Raw genomic sequence first — 15,825 nt, forward strand, 5'->3', positions numbered from 1 at the left:
TAGGGATACCCGGCACGAGCTAAGCAAACGTTGGCGTGGCCGGGGGATTTCTCCCTGTTGTAAACGGGGCGTGAACGGGATCGCGCGGATCGCGGCTGCGCAATCGAAAAAGGCTTCCGATGCCGCCAACTTTCGTAAATATTGAACTATCATCGACCGCAGCAAAGCGAAATATTCCTTTTGCATGCGCTGGTTATTTAGTTAATTTTCAAATATTCGTGACTTATAATATTTGACTAAAATCGTAATTAGTTTGTTACCGAAATATTAACCACAGCTCGACAGGATGCGCGGTGGAATTCCAGCCGATCCGGTCGGCGCATCCGGGCGCGGATGCGCGCGGTATCGTGATGGTTCGAGGAGATTTGCGGTGCCGGCTGCGCTCGAGGCAGGTGGAAGAGACGACGCGCCCGCGCCGGGCCGGCCCGCTGCTGCCTTCAGCCTGCCCGAACTGCTCCAGCTGCTGCGCCGCCGCCTCTGGCTGGTGATCGCGAGCGCAGGCCTCTGCCTGTTGCTGGCACTTGCCTATCTTTCGGTCCAGACCCCGATCTACCGGGCCACGGCGGAACTCCTCGTCGACCCGCAGGCGCTGCAGGTCGTCGGCAAGGACATCGTGCGCACCGACACCTCGGCCTCGATCGACTTCGCCAATGTCGACAGCCAGGCGCTGGTGATGACCTCGACCGGCGTGCTGCGCCAGGTCATCGAGGATCTCGATCTCGAGAATGATCCCGCCTTCAGCCGTCCGCCCGGCCTCATCTCGCGGCTGCTCGGCCGGCTCGTGCAGCCGACGGCCGACCAGCGTCTGGCGCAGACTGTCGATGCGCTCAAGAAGGCGATCGTGATCCAGCGCGTCGAGAACTCGCTGGTTTTCCGCATCATCGTCTCGCATCCGCGGGCGCAGAAGGCGGCTGATATCGCCAACGGGCTGGCCCAGGTCTATTTCCGTCAGGGCAATGACGGGCGTCGTTCTGTCGTCGAACGCGCAAACGTGACGCTAATCGACCAGATCTCCGGCCTGCGGACGCAGCTCGATATGGCGGAGCGCGCCGTCCAGGGCTTCCGCAGCCAGCACGGCCTCGTCAGCACCGGCGAGGGCGGGCTCATCATCTCGCAGCAATTGCGCGATCTCTACGGCCAGATCAGCCAGGCCGAGGCCGAGTTCGCACGCCAGCAGGCGCGGCGCGACCAGCTCGCCCGCTATCAGAACCGTGACCCGCTCTCTGACACGTTGCCGGAGGCGCTGACCTCGTCGGTGGTGACCTCGCTGCGGGGGCAATATGCCCAGAGTGCGCGCGAGGCGGCGAGCCTTGCCCAGACACTCGCGCCGCAACATCCGCGCCTCATCGAGATCCGGGCCGAGCTCGCCGAAACGCGCCGGCTGCTCGCCGGGGAGCTGGTCCGCCTGCGCGCCACAGTGCAGGAAGGCTATCGTCAGGCCGAGGCCAATCTCGCCAATCTCAGGAAGCGGGCGACTGAGCTGACCAAGTCGCAGGAGGTCAGCGGCGCCGCCCAGATCAAGCTGCGCCAGCTCGAAAGCGAGGCCGAGGCGGTCCGCGTGGTCTATAGCGCCTCGCTGCAGCGCGCCAAGGAGCTCGAACAGCAGAAGCGGATCGAGACCAACAACTCGCGCATGCTATCCGAGGCGGTCGCGCCGGCGGTCGCCAGCCAGCCGCCGGCCCTGCTGGTGATCGCCGCCGCGCTGCTTTTCGGCAGCTGCGCCGGGCTCGGGGCAGCCTATCTCATCGAATGGCTGCCGACGTCGCGGCTCCTGCCCCAGATGGCAAAGCCGCTTACGCCGGAAGCAGCCGGCCGGGCGATCGGCGTCGGCACTGTGGTGTCATTGCCTGCCGCCGCTGCTCGCCGCGAAGATGCGCTCGTTCCAGTGACGCGGCTATTGCAGAAGACGCTCGGCCAGCATCTACCGGCTTCGGTGATGATCGCCGGCTCGGCCGACGACGCGACGCATGCGGCGCTGGCCGAGCATCTCGCCAACAGCCTCGCGGCGCATGGCGAGAGCGTGCTGCTCTGCCAGGAGGGGACCGGCCGCGACATGAACATCCGCCGGATCGAGCCGACCGGAACCGTGCCGGCTCGGCCGGGGCGGCGGCGCAACTTCATCATCATGCGACAGACGTCGCCGACCGACGGCAAGGCGAGCGCGCGACCGGACGCGATTGTCCTGACGGCCTCGCTCGCCGGCGAGACCACCCGCAGCCTCGTCGATCAGGCTGCGGCGGTAGACCCCGCCGGCGAACACATTGTTGCGCTCGTTGTTCCCGAGAATGCGGGGGCCGGTGCCTCCGGCCTGGCGGCGCGCTGGCTGCGGCGGCCGGCGCAGGCGGCGGCGTGAGCAGGCCCTCGGCCATGGCTGACGGCTTCGAGCCGGGCCGGCCTCTGCCGACCCTGCCGATAGCGCTGCTGATCGGCGCGCTCACCTTCAACATGGCGTTGTGCTTCATCAACACCAACGTCATGGGTATCAACGATACCATGGTGATGGGCTGCGAGGTGGTGCTGGTCGCGGCCGCGCTCTATCTTGGCCTCGGCCGCAACGCCGCGCCCTATCTGCTGCTGGCGATCTTCTTATCCTACGCCGTCCTGCTGATGGCGATGCGGCCGCTGATCGACCCCAAGGCGGTGCGTGATTTCCTGATCCCGATCGCCTTTTACCTGCTCGGCAAGAGCTGCAATGATATACGGCTGGCCGACCGCGCCGCGCTTGTCTGTGGGCTCATCGTCGTCGCCTTCGGCCTGTTCGAGTTCCTGGCGCTCGACGTCTACGTCTCCTATTTCAACATCATCAAATACTATGTGGCGCGCGGCACGGTGGCGCCGAGTGATGTCAGTAGCCAGACCGGCGCGCTCTTCGCCAGCGGCTTGCGACCAGACTCGCGCACGCTCTTGCCGTTCCTTGGGCCGCACCGGGCCTCCTCGGTCTTCCTCGAGCCGATCTCAACCGGCAATTTCGGCGCGATCCTCTATATCTGGACGCTCAACCGGCCGGGCATGGCGAAGCGCTGGCTGACCATGGCCACGGGGCTGACGGCGATCGTCCTCAGCGACTCGCGCTTTGGCGCCAATGTCTGCATCGTCGCGACGGTCGCCTACTTGGTGGCGCCGCGCACGCCGCGTTTCATCTGGCTGGCTGCGCCCTTCGTCGCGCTGATCGGGCTTGCGATCTACGGTTTCATCAGCGCCGAGGTGAACTGGCAGAACAATTTCATGGGGCGCATGCTCTGGACAGCGCGCCTCATCACCTCACTTTCGCCGGCCGCCGTCTGGGGCCTATCACCGGACAAGCCCTTCCTCTCGGATTCCGGCTACGCCTATTCGCTCAACCAGATCGGGCTGCTCGGGGTCATCGGCTTCTGGAGCCTGTTCATCTTCGCGCCGGAGCGATCGCCCCGCGCCTGGCGCTTCAAGGTCTGCGTCGCGACCTATATCTGCCTGCTGATGATCGTCAGCGACTCCGTCTACTCGATCAAGACGGCGGCGCTGCTCTGGTTCATGACGGGATCGAGCGATGCCGATGCCGGCGCCGAGCCCGCTCCGGCCAACCAACGCGTTACGGCGCCGAACTATTCCACCGCCGCGGCAGGCTGAATGCTCGAAAAACCGAGTATTCGCAGCAATATGCTGTTTACCACATCCGCGGACCTCGGCCTGCGAAATACATTCCGCAGTCTTTCTGTGGCGGCCGCAAGGTAACTTTAAATTTTATGCGTTAGGCCTGACGCAACGAACGACACGGCGTCAAACCAACCGACCGAAGCCCCTCGACAGCGATCGCGAGCGCACTGCGCCAGCGTGTGCTGCGGCACGCCGAGGTCCGGTCACTACAGGGCAGGACGAGATCATGAAGACTAGGATCCGCGAAATCCTCAAGACCACCGGCAAGCTGCCGGTCGACGTTACCACGCTCGCCGACGAGGCCGATCTCTACAATGCCGGCCTTACCTCCTTCGGCACGGTCGAGCTGATGATGGCGCTCGAGGAGGCCTTCGAGGTCGAATTCCCGGACATGATGATGAACCGGCGCAACTTCGCCTCGATCGCGGCGATCGAGAGCGCGATCCGCACTATCCAGAGCGAGCACGTCTGATGACGACGCTCGCCCGCCTTGCCGAAGCCGGTTACCAGCTCAGCTCCGAAATGCCCGGCGCCAGTGCCGAGGCGCAGAAGGCAATGATCGCCACCGCGCGCAAGATCGCCAAGATTGCGGCCGAGCACGCTGGCGACGTCGACGCGAACTCGCGGTTCCCGCATGAGGCCTTCGAGGCCCTGAAGCGCGAACGCCTGCTCGGCATCATGATCCCGGCTGTCTATGGCGGCGAGCAGGCGAGCCTTTCGACGATTTCCGAGATCTGCGCAGTGCTGGCCCAAGCCTGCGCTTCGACCGGGATGATCTATTCGATGCACCAGATCAAGGCGTCGAGCCTGGTGGTGCATTGTGGCGACGATCCCTGGCACGGCTCCTTCATGGCGCGCATCGCCCGCGAGCAACTCCTGCTCGCCTCGGCCACGACCGAGGGCGGCGGCGTCGGTGGCGATTTGCGCTCCTCGATCTGCGGCGTGGTGCGCGAGGGCGACGACTTCACGCTGGATAAGGAAGGCTGCCTGATCTCCTACGGGGCGCAGGCCGACGCCATCCTGATCACCTCGCGGCGCACGCCCGAGGCGCCGCCCTCCGACCAGGTCATGTCCGTGCTGACCAAGGACCAGTACACGCTCGAGCGCAGCGCGGCCTGGGATACGATGGGCATGCGCGGCACCTGCTCCGACAATTTCACCTTTGCCGGCCGCGCCCCAGCTGAGCAGATCATCCCGACATCCTTCGCCGAGATCGCGGCGCAGTCGATGTTGCCCAACGCGCATCTGCTCTGGGCTTCGGTTTGGTACGGCATCGCGGCCGAGGCCGTCGCCCGCGCCGAGGGTTTCGTGCGCAGCGAGGCACGCAAGCGCCCGGGTTCGACCCCGCCGAGCGCGCTGCGCCTGGCCGAATTGCTCGCCCGCCTGCAGCAATTCAAGGCGCTGGTCGTCGCCGGGCTCGACCGTTACGAGCGCGCCCGCGGCGATGCCGATGAGCTCTCCTCGATGGGCTTCGTCGTGGCGATGAACAGCATCAAGGTCGTGGCCTCGCAGAGCGTCGGCGAGATCGTGATGCAGGCCTTCCTGATCTGCGGCATCCAGGGCTATCGCAACGACAGCCCGGCGAGCCTGGCGCGCCTGATGCGCGATGCGCTCTCGGCGCCGATCATGATCAACAACGACCGAATCCTCGGCAACACCTCCAACCTGCTGGCGGTCTACAAGCACGACCCCAGCCTTTCCCGGTGATCGCATGTGCCAGAATTGCCCCCAGCCGCAGGGCTTCCTTGCGGAACTGATCGATAACGGCCTGCTGATCGACACCGGCGTCGACGGACTCTATGGCCGCAGCGGCCTGTTCGAGGAGGTCATTGCCCAGTTCGACCTGCTGATCACCCGCTATGGCGGCAAGGACGGCGCCGAGGTCGCGCGCTTCCCGCCCGCGATGAGCCGCAGCGCTTTCGAGAAGAGCGGCTATCTCAAGAGCTTCCCGCAGCTCGCCGGCACCGTGCATTCCTTCGACGGCGATGAGCGCGCCCATGCCGAATTGCTGCACAATGTCGCCGAGGGCCATGACTGGACCGGTGGCCAGAAATCGACCGATGTCGTGCTGACGCCGGCCGCCTGCTACGTGCTCTATCCGGTCGTCGCCAAGCGCGGGCCGCTCAAGCCGGACGGTGCGCTGTTCGACCTGCAATCCTACTGCTTCCGGCATGAGCCCTCGAAGGACCCGGCCCGGATGCAGCTCTTCCGGATGCGCGAATATGTCCGCTTCGGCACGCCCGAGCAGGTTACGGAGTTCCGTGCGCTCTGGCTCGAACGCGGTCAGGAGATGATGGCCTCCCTCGGCGTGCCCTTGCATGTCGACGTCGCCAACGATCCGTTCTTCGGCCGCGCCGGGCGCATGCTCGCCAACAACCAGCGCGACCAGCGCCTGAAGTTCGAGCTCCTGATCCCGATCGAGAGCGAGGAGAAGCCGACCGCCTGCCTCTCCTTCAACTACCATCAGGACCATTTCGGCACGACCTGGGGCATCGAGACTTCGGCCGGCGAGACCGCGCACACCGCCTGCGTCGGCTTCGGTATGGAGCGGGTCGCGCTCGCTTTGTTCAAGCACCATGGCTATGACGTCGCGCGCTGGCCGGTCGCGGTCCGCAACGTGCTCTGGCCGTGAGTGCGATGACGGCCCAGCAAAAGATCGCTGCGCCCGCCGCCATGGCGGGCCGGCTTCTGCCGGTCGATCCGCTCGCCTATGACAGGCATGCCATGCATGCCGGCGAGCGGCATTGGCCGCAGACCAATTGCTATGCCGATCTCTGGATCGAGATCCTGCATGCGCTCGGCCTGGAGCCGGCTGCCGCTTTCGGCTTCACCATCACGCAGGATTTCGAGGGCGACCAGTTCACCTTCTTCAAGCCGCCGCTCGACGATCTCGAAGCGCTCTATGGCCTGCGGGCGACGGAGCTTGCGCTCTATGACGATCTGATCGGCCATATCGAGCAGCAGATCGGGCTCGGCCGCCTCGTCCTGCTCGAACTCGATTCCTTCTACATGCCCGACACGCGCGGTGTCTCCTATCGCGACAGCCACGGCAAGACGACGATCGCGGTGAACCGGCTCGATCGCGCTGCCCGCGAGCTCGACTATTTCCACAATGACGGCCTGCACCGCGCCGAAGGCGAGGACTTCGACGGGCTGTTCCGGCTGCTGCCGGGGCAGATGCGCGACGACACGCTCTTCCCCTATGCGGAGATGGTGCGCCTGCCGCAGCGTCGGCCCGACGAGGCAGTCCTGCGCGCCACCGCGCTCAAGCTGCTCGCTCGCCATGTCGCGCGCCGGCCGACGGACAATCCGGTCGCAGCCTTCCGCACTGTCGCCACCGCGCAGGCCAAGGTGCTGGCCGAACGGCCGGGCGCGGCCTTCCATCACTACGCCTTCAACACGCTGCGCCAGCTCGGCGCCAATTTCGAGCTGCTCGCCAGCCATCTGTCCTGGCTCGGCCAGAGCGTCGAAGGGCTGGACGTGGCCCGCGACGGCGCCTTGCGCATCTCCGAGGGCGCCAAGGTGGCGCAGTTCCATCTCGCGCGGGCGATGAAGCAGAAGCGCTTCGAGCGCTTCGACGCGACGCTTGCCGGCCTCGTGGGCGAATACGATCAAGTCAGCGAAGCGCTCGTCCAGCGCTTCCCCGGCTGAGCATGGCCCGCATCGTCGCGCGTACCGGCGAACGAGCTCTGCCGCTTGAGGGCTGGTCCTGGCTCGCGACAATGGCCGATGTGGCTGCGGCGCCGGCCGATCTGCCGAAGAACGGCGACTGGCAGGACGCCGCCGTGCCGGGCACGGTCGCCGGCACGCTGCGCTCGCTCGGCCGGCTCGACGACGCCAGCGCCAATGCGATTGGCCAGCAGGATCACTGGTATCGCACGCAGCTCACCGAGCCGCTGAACGGGCGGCTTCGCTTCGAAGGGCTGGCGACCGTCACGGAGATCTGGGTCGGCGGCATCAAGCAGGCCGACAGCGTCTCGATGTTCGCGGCTGTCGAGCTCACCATCGATTGCCCGGCCGGGACGGAGATCGCGCTCTGCTTCCGCGCCTTGGCGCCGAAGCTCGCCGCTGCCCCGCGCCGTTCCCGCTGGCGGCCGGCGATGATCCAGCCCAACGGCCTGCGCTGGTTCCGCACCAGTGCGCTTGGCTCGATGCCGGGCTGGTGCCCGCCCGGCCTGCCGACCGGGCCGTACCGGCCGGTGCTGCGGATCGAGAGCGAAGTGAATGAGCTGCAGATCGAAGCCGTCGATCTACGGACGAGCTATGATGGGCAGACCGGGACCGTTGCGCTCGCCCTGACGCTGTCTGAGAACGCACCGCGACCAGATCGCGCTGTCATGTGCTGCGCCGATGGCGAGGCGGCTTTGCAAGTGGATGGCGAGGGGAGATTAGCCGGCACATTATCCTTACCCGGCATCAAGCCCTGGTTCCCGCACACCCATGGCGAACCGGCGCTGCACGACCTCGCCCTCGAACTCGGCGGCGAGACGATCGAGCTCGGCCGCGTCGGCTTCCGCTCGCTTGAAGTCGATCGCGGCGGCGACGGCGAGGGCTGCGGCCTCGTCGTCAACGGCGTTCCGGTGTTCTGCCGCGGCGCCTGCTGGAGCAATGCCGACGTCACCACGCTGGCCGGCGGCCGCGCCGCTTACGAGCCCTGGCTCAGGCTGGCCCGCGAGGCCGGCATGAACATGATCCGCCTGCCCGGCGTGATGACCTATGAGGATGACGCCTTCTTCGCCCTCTGCGACGAGCTCGGCATCATGGTCTGGCAGGAGATGATGCTCGCCAATTTCGACTATCCGCAGGGCGATGCCGGCTTCCGCGCAGCGATCACCGCGGAGGTTGAAGCACTGCTCAGCCGGACGCAGGGCTCGCCGAGCCTCGCCGTGCTCTGCGGCGGCAGCGAGGTTTTTCAGCAATCGGCGATGCTGGGCGCGCCACCCGAGGCCTGGTCCGGCCCGATCTTCGACGAGGTGCTGCCGGAGGCGGTCGGCCGCTTGCGCCCGGACATCGCCTATGTCCCGAATTCGCCTTCGGGCGGGCCGCTGCCTTTCGTCGCCGACAAGGGCGCGACGCATTACTACGGCGTCGGCGCCTATATGCGCGGCCTCGACGATGCCCGCCGCGCCAATGTCCGCTTCGCCGCCGAGAGCCTCGCCTTCGCCAATGTGCCGGAGGAGGTCTCGCTACGCGCAGGCAAGCCGCCTTCGATCACCCACCATCCCGACTGGAAGCGTGGCGTGCCGCGCGATGCCGGCGCCTCCTGGGATTTCGAGGATGTGCGCGATCACTATCTGGAGCGGCTCTATGGGCTCGATCCGGCGCGTCTGCGGCGCGAGGATCCGGAGCGCTATTTCGCCTTGTCGCGCGCGACCGTCGCCGAGGTGATGGAGGAGACCTTCGCTGAATGGCGCCGGCCGGGCTCGCCGACGCGCGGCGCGCTGGTCTGGCTGCTGCAGGATCTCCAGCCCGGCGCCGGCTGGGGCGTGATCGCCAGCGACGGTGAGCCTAAATCGGCCTGGTACGGGCTCGCCCGCGCCTTCCGGCCGGTCCAGCTTGCGCTCACCGATGAAGGTGTCAACGGGCTTGGCTTGCATGTCCTGAACGAGCGCCCCGAGCCGCTAGCCGCAACCGTCGAGTTGATCTGCTGGCGGGCCGGCGAGGTCGCGGTCATCCAGGCTAAGCGCGAGATTGCGCTCGCTCCGCATTCGGCGACGACGCTCTCGGCTTTCGATCTGATTGGCCGCTTCTTTGACATTGCTTATGCCTATCGCTTCGGCCCGCCCGGTCATGACGTGACCTCGGCGGTGCTGCGGGACGCCGCGAGTGGCGAGGTGCTGGCGGAAGCTTTCCATTTTCCGCTCGGGCGCGGCCATGAGCGCCATCACTGCGGGCTTGTCGCGCAGCTGGAGCGCGACGGTGACGATTGGTGGCTCGTTTTATCCACCCAGCGCTCCGCGCAATCGGTTGAGATCGTCGATCACGGCTGGCGGCCGGAGCGGAACTGGTTCCATCTCGCGCCGGGCGAGCCGCGGCGGGTTCGCCTGCGGCAACGCCCGGGCGCTAGCGTCGCGCCGGCGGGTGAAGTCCGCGCGGTCAACGCAAGTGATCGCGCGAGCTACGCTGCGGGCGGATGAGAGCGGCGATTTCGGCCGCCGCGGCCGTCTACCCGCTTGGCGCGGGCCTGACCTTGTCGCGCGCCTGCCGTACGAGCGGTGACAGGACCGACATATCCGTGTCGAAGCCGGCGCGGAAATCCTCGCGCATCCGCTTCGTCCAGAACTGGTTGATGTGATCGGCGATCGCGGGGATCGCCTCCTCGTCGGGGTAAGACTTGAAGAAGTCGCCGATCTGGTTGGCCATGGCGGCAAGTTTGGCGAGATTCTCGCCTGCATGATCCCGGGTCGTCACGTCGCTGCTCTTCGCCTCGATCATCTGGCTTCGCTCTCCACGGTGTCGGCCAGGCGCCCGGCGAAGACGGTGGCGGAGTCGGCGCGCGCGATACAGACCAGCGTCAGGCCGAGAACGTTCGCCCGCTCGATCGCCAACGAGGTCGGCGCCGAGATCGTGACCAGCGTGCCCGCGCCGAAGATCGCCGCCTTCTCGACCATCTCGAAGGAGGCGCGGCTGGTGACCAGCACGAAGCCATCGCTCGCATCATGGCCGGCGCGCAGGCGCGCGCCGATCAGCTTGTCGAGGGCGTTGTGACGGCCGACATCCTCGCGCACCGCCAGGATCGTCCCATCACGGTCGCACCAGGCGGCGGCATGGACCGAACGGGTCAGGCGATGCAGCGGCTGCTGGCGTTCGAGCATGGCAAGCGCTGCGCCGATCGCCGCCGGCGTGATCGGCGTCGCCATGGCGGCGCGAGCCTCGGCCATCGGCAGCTCAGCGAGCGCTTCCACGCCGCAGAGCCCGCATGAGGTGCGGCCCGAAAGATTGCGGCGGCGCGCCAGATGCTCGCGGAAGCGGCCGGGCGCCAGTTCGACCGTGACGATGATGCCGTCCTGCTGCGGTGCAGTCGCGATCGACCTGATCTCGTCGACGCTGCGGACGATGCCCTCGGTCAGGCTGAAGCCGGCGACGAAATCCTCGATGTCCGACGGGGTCGCCATCATCACCGCATAGGGCAGGTTGCCGTAGACGATGTTGACCGGCGCCTCGATCGCAACCTCGGCGCTGACATCAGCTGCATGCTCGGCGGCGCCGAACCTGATGGTCCGGACCGCGACCGCATGGCTCGCCGGGGGCTGGGCGGGCGGGCTACTCCGCGGCATCGGGCAGGCGTCCTGCGATCAGGCGCAGCGAGATGTCCTCCTCGCGATTGCGCTCCTGCCATTGTGAGTAATAGTTCGTCCGCCGGACCTCGACCGCCGTGACCTTGTATTCCGGGCAGTTGGTCGCCCAGTCGGAATAGTCGGTGGTGATGACGTTGGCGCCGGTCTCGGCATGGTGGAAGGTGGTGTAGACCACGCCCGGCTGCATCCGCTCCGAGATCTCGGCGCGCAGCGAGATGTCGCCGGAGCGGCTGGCGAGCGCGACGAGGTCGCCGTCCTTGATGCCGCGACTCTCGGCATCGAAGGGGTGGATTTCCAGCACGTCCTCGTCATGCCAGGCTTGGTTCTCGGTGCGCCTGGTCTGAGCGCCGACATTATATTGCGAGAGGATGCGCCCGGTGGTCAGGATCAGCGGGAAGCGCGGGCCGGTGCGTTCCTGCGTCGGCACGTATTCCGTGATCATGAACTTGCCCTTGCCGCGCACGAAGCGATCGACATGCATCAAGGGCGTGCCGGTCGGGGCCTTGTCGTTGCAGGGCCACTGCACCGAGCCGAGCTCATCGAGCTTCTTGTAGCTGACGCCGGCGAAGGTCGGGGTCAGTAGGGCAACCTCATCCATGATCTCGCTCGGATGGCCGTAATTCATCTCGAGGCCCAGCGCCCGCGCCAAGTCGATCGTGACCTGGAACTCGGCCTTGCCCGACAGCGGAGCCATCACCTGGCGGACGCGGTTGATGCGGCGCTCGGCATTGGTGAAGGTGCCGTCCTTCTCCAGGAATGAGGAGCCCGGCAGGAAGACATGGGCGTATTTCGCCGTCTCGTTCAGGAAGAGATCCTGGATGACGACGCATTCCATCGCGGCGAGGCCAGCCGTGACGTGCTGGGTGTTCGGATCGGACTGGGCGATGTCCTCGCCCTGGACATAGAGGCCCTTGAAGCTGCCCCCGACCGCCTCGTCGAGCATGTTGGGGATGCGCAGCCCCTGCTCGGAATCGAGCGCAACGCCCCAGAGCTTCTCGAAGATGTCGCGTGTGGCATCGTCAGAGACATGGCGATAGCCGGTGAATTCGTGCGGGAACGAGCCCATGTCGCAGGAGCCCTGGACATTGTTCTGGCCGCGCAGCGGGTTCACGCCGACGCCCTCGCGCCCGATATTGCCGGTCGCCATGGCGATGTTCGCCATGCCCATCACCATGGTCGAGCCCTGGCTGTGCTCGGTGACGCCGAGGCCGTAGAAGATCGCGCCGTTGCCGCCGGTGGCGTAGAGCCGGGCCGCGGCGCGCAGATCGGCCGCCGGCACGCCGGTATATTGCTCGCTCGCCTCCGGCGAGTTGCGCTCCTCGGCGACGAAGCGGGCCCAGATCTCGAAATCGGCGAGATCGCAGCGCTCGCGGACATAGTCCTCGTCGATCAGCCCCTCGGTGACGATGACATGGGCGAGGGCGTTGACCAGCGCGACATTGGTGCCGGGCCTGAGCTGGAGATGGTACTCGGCCTTCACGTGCGGCGACTTCACCATGTCGATGCGGCGCGGGTCGGCGACGATGACCTTGGCGCCCTGGCGGATGCGCTTCTTCATCCGTGAGGCGAAGACCGGATGGCCGTCGGTCGGGTTGGCGCCGATGACCAGGATGATGTCGGCCTTCTCGACCGACTTGAAGTCCTGCGTGCCGGCCGAGGTGCCGAGCGTCGTCTTCAGACCATAGCCGGTCGGCGAGTGGCAGACGCGGGCGCAGGTGTCGACATTGTTGTTGCGGAAGCCGGCGCGCACCAGCTTCTGGACGAGGTAGACCTCCTCATTGGTGCAACGCGAGGAGGTGATGGCGCCGACCGACTCCCGGCCATATTTGGCCTGGATGCGCTTGAACTCGCTGGCGGCGTAGTTGATCGCCTCCTCCCAGGAGACCTCACGCCAGGGATCGGTGATCTTCTCGCGGATCATCGGCTTGGTCATGCGGTCCTTGTGGGTCGCATAGCCCCAGGCGAAGCGGCCCTTGACGCAGGAATGGCCCTCGTTCGCCTTGCCGTCCTTATAGGGCACCATGCGCACGACGCGGTCGCCCTGCATCTCGGCCTTGAACGAGCAGCCGACGCCGCAATAGGCGCAGGTCGTGACCTTGGAATGCTCGGGCTGGCCGAGCTCGATCACCTTGTTCTCCATCAGCGTCGCGGTCGGGCAGGCCTGGACGCAGGCACCGCAGGAGACGCATTCCGAGCCGAGGAAATGGGTCGGTCCCGCTGCGACGCGCGAGTCGAAGCCGCGGCCGGTGATCGTCAGCGCGAAGGTGCCCTGCACCTCGGCGCAGGCGCGCACGCAGCGATTGCAGACGATGCACTTGCTGGGATCGTAGGTGAAATAAGGGTTCGAGGTGTCCTTGGGCAGCCAGTTCTCGTTAGCGTAGCCCTCGGGGCTCGCCGGCTTGACGTGGTTCTCGCCGTCATAGCCGTAGCGCACCTCGCGCAGGCCGACCGCGCCGGCCATGTCCTGCAATTCGCAGTCGCCATTGGCCGAGCAGGTCAGGCAGTCGAGCGGATGGTCGGAGATGTAGAGCTCCATCACGCCCTTGCGCAGGCCTGCGAGGTTCTCCGACTGGGTACGGACGACCATGCCCTCTTCCGCCGGCGTCGTGCAGGAAGCGGGCGTGCCGCGCCGCCCCTCGATCTCGACCAGGCAGAGCCGGCAGGAGCCGAAAGGTTCGAGCGAGTCGGTGGCGCAGAGCTTGGGGATCTTGGTGCCCAGGCTCATCGCCGCCGCCATCACCGAGGTTCCGGCCGGGACGGTGACGCTCTCGCCGTCGATGGTCAGCGTGACCGTCTTCTCGGCGACCCGGATCGGCGTTCCGAAATCGATTTCCTTGATCAGGCTCATCGATGTCTCCTCACTCGGCCGCCAGCGGCAGGCGCTCGGCCGGCGGACGGTCGAAATCCTCGAAGAAATGGTTGAGCGCGCTCATCACCGGCATGGGGGTGAGCCCGCCCATCGCGCAGAGCGAGGCGTCGGTCATCAGCTTGTTGAGATCGCGCAGCACGGCGAGGTTCTTCGGCCGCTCGTGACCGGCGATGATCTTATCGACCAGTTCGACACCGCGTGTCGCGCCGATGCGGCAGGGCGTGCACTTGCCGCAGCTCTCCTTGGCGCAGAACTCGAAGGCGAAGCGCGCTTGCTTGGCCATGTCGACGCTGTCGTCGAAGACGACGATGCCGCCATGGCCGAGCATCGCCTTGATGCCCGCCAGCGCCTCGTAGTCCATCGGTGTGTCGAGCTGCTGTGCCGTGAGATAGGCGCCGAGCGGGCCGCCGACCTGCACGGCCCGGATCGGCCGGCCTGACAATGTGCCGCCGCCCATGTCCTCGATGATCTCGCGCAGCGAAATGCCGAAGGCGAGCTCGATCAGCCCGCCGCGCTTGACGTTGCCGCCGAGCTGCACCGGTAGCGTGCCGCGCGAGCGGCCCATGCCGTAATCGGCATAGGCCTTGGCGCCATGGGTCAGGATCCAGGGCACGGCGGCGAAGGAGAGCACGTTGTTGACGATGGTCGGCTTGCCGAACAGGCCCTGCAGCGCCGGGATCGGCGGCTTGGCGCGGACAATGGCGCGCTTGCCCTCCAGGCTCTCCAGCAGCGAGGTTTCCTCGCCGCAGATATAGGCGCCGGCTCCCAGCCGGACCTCGAGCTCGAAGGCCTTGCCCGAGCCGAGCACGGAGGCGCCGAGCAGGCCGGCATTGCGCGCCTTGAGGATCGCCCGCTGCAGCGCCTTGTGGGCGTGCGGATATTCCGAGCGCAGATAGATATAGCCCCGGGTCGCGCCGACGGCGATCGCGGCGATCGTCATGCCCTCGATCAGCAGGAAGGGATCGCCCTCCATCAGCATCCGGTCGGCGAAGGTGCCGCTGTCGCCTTCGTCGGCATTGCAGACGATGTATTTCTGTGTCGCGCTGGCGTCGTGGACGGTCTTCCACTTGATCCCGGTCGGGAAGCCGGCGCCGCCGCGCCCGCGCAGGCCGGACTCCCGGACCTCCTCGACGATCTCGGCGCCGGTGAGCGAGAGTGCCCTCTCCAGGCCCTTCAGCCCGTCATGGGCGCGATAGTCGGCGAGCGAGAGCGGGTCGGTGACGCCGACGCGTTCGAAGGTCAGGCGCTGCTGGCGTTTCAGCCAGTCGAGCTCGTCGACAGGTCCGAGCCGCAACGCATGCACATCGCCCTTGTGGAAGCCGGCTTCGAACAGCGCAGCGGCATCCCTGGCCGCGACCGGGCCGTAGGCGATGCGCCCCTCCAGGGTCTCGACCTCGACCATCGGTTCCAGCCAGAGCAATCCGCGCGAGCCGTTTCTGACGATCTCGACGGCGACGCTACGCGCCTGTGCCTCCCTGGCGATGGCCTGCGCCACTGCGTCGGCGCCGACCGAGAGGGCAGCGGCGTCGATCGGGACGAAGATGCGGATCGCCTCGCTCATTGCCGCGCTCCGCACAAAGCGGCGATGCGGTCGGCATTGGCCCGTCCGATCAACTCGCCTTCAATCAAAGCGGAAGGACCGAGCGCGCAGTTGCCGAGGCAATAGACGGTTTCGACCACTGCTTCCTGGCTACCGTGATCATCGACGACGATGCCGTGCTCGCGCGCCAGTTCCTCGACAACCGTGTCGCAGCCCAGCGCCTGGCAGGCTTCGGCGCGGCAAAGCTTGACGATGCGGCGCGGCGGCGGGGCGGTCCTAAAGTCGTGGTAGAACGAGATGGTGCCGTGCACATCGGCCCGCGACAGGTTGAGCACCTCGGCGATCAGCGGCACGACCTGCGGATCGACATAGCCGAACTCCTCCTGCAGCGCGTGCAGGATCGGCAAAGTGGCTCCTTCGAGATGAGACAGGCCCGACACAATCGAGCGCGCCTCGTCCTGATCCCAGGCTGGGTAGTGGACCAT

At 66.6% G+C, this 15,825-nt stretch carries 12 protein-coding genes; 7 read left to right on the forward strand and 5 right to left on the reverse strand.

Features of this window, described 5'->3' with window-relative positions; translation table 11 throughout:
* Positions 1-370: 370 nt before the first annotated feature.
* From BLM15_RS23300 to BLM15_RS23330, 7 genes are all read left to right on the forward strand, one after another.
* Entirely contained in the window at positions 371-2,353 is a 1,983-nt protein-coding gene (locus BLM15_RS23300; RefSeq protein WP_164547616.1) for a GumC family protein, read from the forward strand.
* Positions 2,354-2,367: 14 nt separating this feature from the next.
* Positions 2,368-3,606, forward strand: coding sequence for a UDP-phosphate alpha N-acetylglucosaminyltransferase (locus tag BLM15_RS23305; RefSeq protein WP_126114995.1), 1,239 nt, complete (start codon positions 2,368-2,370; stop codon positions 3,604-3,606).
* 253 nt (positions 3,607-3,859) lie between these two features.
* Positions 3,860-4,105: an acyl carrier protein gene (locus BLM15_RS23310; RefSeq protein WP_126114996.1), complete on the forward strand. Its 246-nt coding sequence runs from the start codon at positions 3,860-3,862 to the stop codon at positions 4,103-4,105.
* Positions 4,106-4,155: 50 nt separating this feature from the next.
* Entirely contained in the window at positions 4,156-5,340 is a 1,185-nt protein-coding gene (locus BLM15_RS23315; protein ID WP_126116314.1) for an acyl-CoA dehydrogenase family protein, read from the forward strand.
* Between the two features lie 4 nt (positions 5,341-5,344).
* Positions 5,345-6,265, forward strand: a complete 921-nt coding sequence (locus BLM15_RS23320) for an amino acid--[acyl-carrier-protein] ligase (RefSeq protein WP_126114997.1) — start codon at positions 5,345-5,347, stop codon at positions 6,263-6,265.
* 5 nt (positions 6,266-6,270) lie between these two features.
* A complete protein-coding gene (locus BLM15_RS23325; protein WP_236846389.1) occupies positions 6,271-7,284 on the forward strand; it encodes a DUF1839 family protein in 1,014 nt (337 codons plus the stop codon).
* A 2-nt stretch (positions 7,285-7,286) separates the two neighbouring features.
* Entirely contained in the window at positions 7,287-9,770 is a 2,484-nt protein-coding gene (locus tag BLM15_RS23330; protein ID WP_126114998.1) for a glycoside hydrolase family 2 protein, read from the forward strand.
* A 28-nt stretch (positions 9,771-9,798) separates the two neighbouring features.
* Here BLM15_RS23330 and BLM15_RS23335 read toward each other — a convergent pair whose 3' ends face one another.
* Genes BLM15_RS23335 through BLM15_RS23355 form a run of 5 tightly spaced genes read right to left on the reverse strand, consistent with a single transcriptional unit; the run spans position 9,799 to position 15,825 of the window.
* Complete coding sequence (locus BLM15_RS23335; protein WP_126114999.1) at positions 9,799-10,068, reverse strand: formate dehydrogenase subunit delta; 270 nt, start codon at positions 10,066-10,068, stop codon at positions 9,799-9,801.
* Positions 10,065-10,910 (reverse strand): formate dehydrogenase accessory sulfurtransferase FdhD, encoded by an 846-nt coding sequence (gene fdhD, locus BLM15_RS23340; RefSeq protein ID WP_126115000.1) that lies wholly within the window; start codon positions 10,908-10,910, stop codon positions 10,065-10,067. The genes BLM15_RS23335 and fdhD overlap by 4 nt, the downstream gene beginning before the upstream one ends.
* On the reverse strand, positions 10,897-13,779 hold the full coding sequence (gene fdhF / locus BLM15_RS23345; RefSeq protein ID WP_126115001.1) for a formate dehydrogenase subunit alpha: 2,883 nt from the start codon (positions 13,777-13,779) through the stop codon (positions 10,897-10,899). Before fdhF ends, fdhD begins: the two co-directional genes overlap by 14 nt.
* 10 nt (positions 13,780-13,789) lie before the next feature.
* Entirely contained in the window at positions 13,790-15,361 is a 1,572-nt protein-coding gene (locus BLM15_RS23350; RefSeq protein ID WP_126115002.1) for a formate dehydrogenase beta subunit, read from the reverse strand.
* Entirely contained in the window at positions 15,358-15,825 is a 468-nt protein-coding gene (locus BLM15_RS23355; protein ID WP_126115003.1) for an NAD(P)H-dependent oxidoreductase subunit E, read from the reverse strand. The genes BLM15_RS23350 and BLM15_RS23355 overlap by 4 nt, the downstream gene beginning before the upstream one ends.

Source organism: Bosea sp. Tri-49, assembly GCF_003952665.1.
In the GTDB taxonomy this organism is placed as follows: domain Bacteria; phylum Pseudomonadota; class Alphaproteobacteria; order Rhizobiales; family Beijerinckiaceae; genus Allobosea.

Coding starts and splice junctions, on each gene's coding strand:
- BLM15_RS23305 (WP_126114995.1), top strand. CDS start 2,368: ATGGCTGACGGCTTCGAGCCGGGCCGGCCTCTGCCGACCCTGCCGATA.
- BLM15_RS23310 (WP_126114996.1), top strand. CDS start 3,860: ATGAAGACTAGGATCCGCGAAATCCTCAAGACCACCGGCAAGCTGCCG.
- BLM15_RS23315 (WP_126116314.1), top strand. CDS start 4,156: ATGCCCGGCGCCAGTGCCGAGGCGCAGAAGGCAATGATCGCCACCGCG.
- BLM15_RS23320 (WP_126114997.1), top strand. CDS start 5,345: ATGTGCCAGAATTGCCCCCAGCCGCAGGGCTTCCTTGCGGAACTGATC.
- BLM15_RS23325 (WP_236846389.1), top strand. CDS start 6,271: ATGACGGCCCAGCAAAAGATCGCTGCGCCCGCCGCCATGGCGGGCCGG.
- BLM15_RS23330 (WP_126114998.1), top strand. CDS start 7,287: ATGGCCCGCATCGTCGCGCGTACCGGCGAACGAGCTCTGCCGCTTGAG.
- BLM15_RS23335 (WP_126114999.1), bottom strand. CDS start 10,068: ATGATCGAGGCGAAGAGCAGCGACGTGACGACCCGGGATCATGCAGGC.
- fdhD (WP_126115000.1), bottom strand. CDS start 10,910: ATGCCGCGGAGTAGCCCGCCCGCCCAGCCCCCGGCGAGCCATGCGGTC.
- fdhF (WP_126115001.1), bottom strand. CDS start 13,779: ATGAGCCTGATCAAGGAAATCGATTTCGGAACGCCGATCCGGGTCGCC.
- BLM15_RS23350 (WP_126115002.1), bottom strand. CDS start 15,361: ATGAGCGAGGCGATCCGCATCTTCGTCCCGATCGACGCCGCTGCCCTC.
- BLM15_RS23355 (WP_126115003.1), bottom strand. CDS start 15,825: ATGGTCCACTACCCAGCCTGGGATCAGGACGAGGCGCGCTCGATTGTG.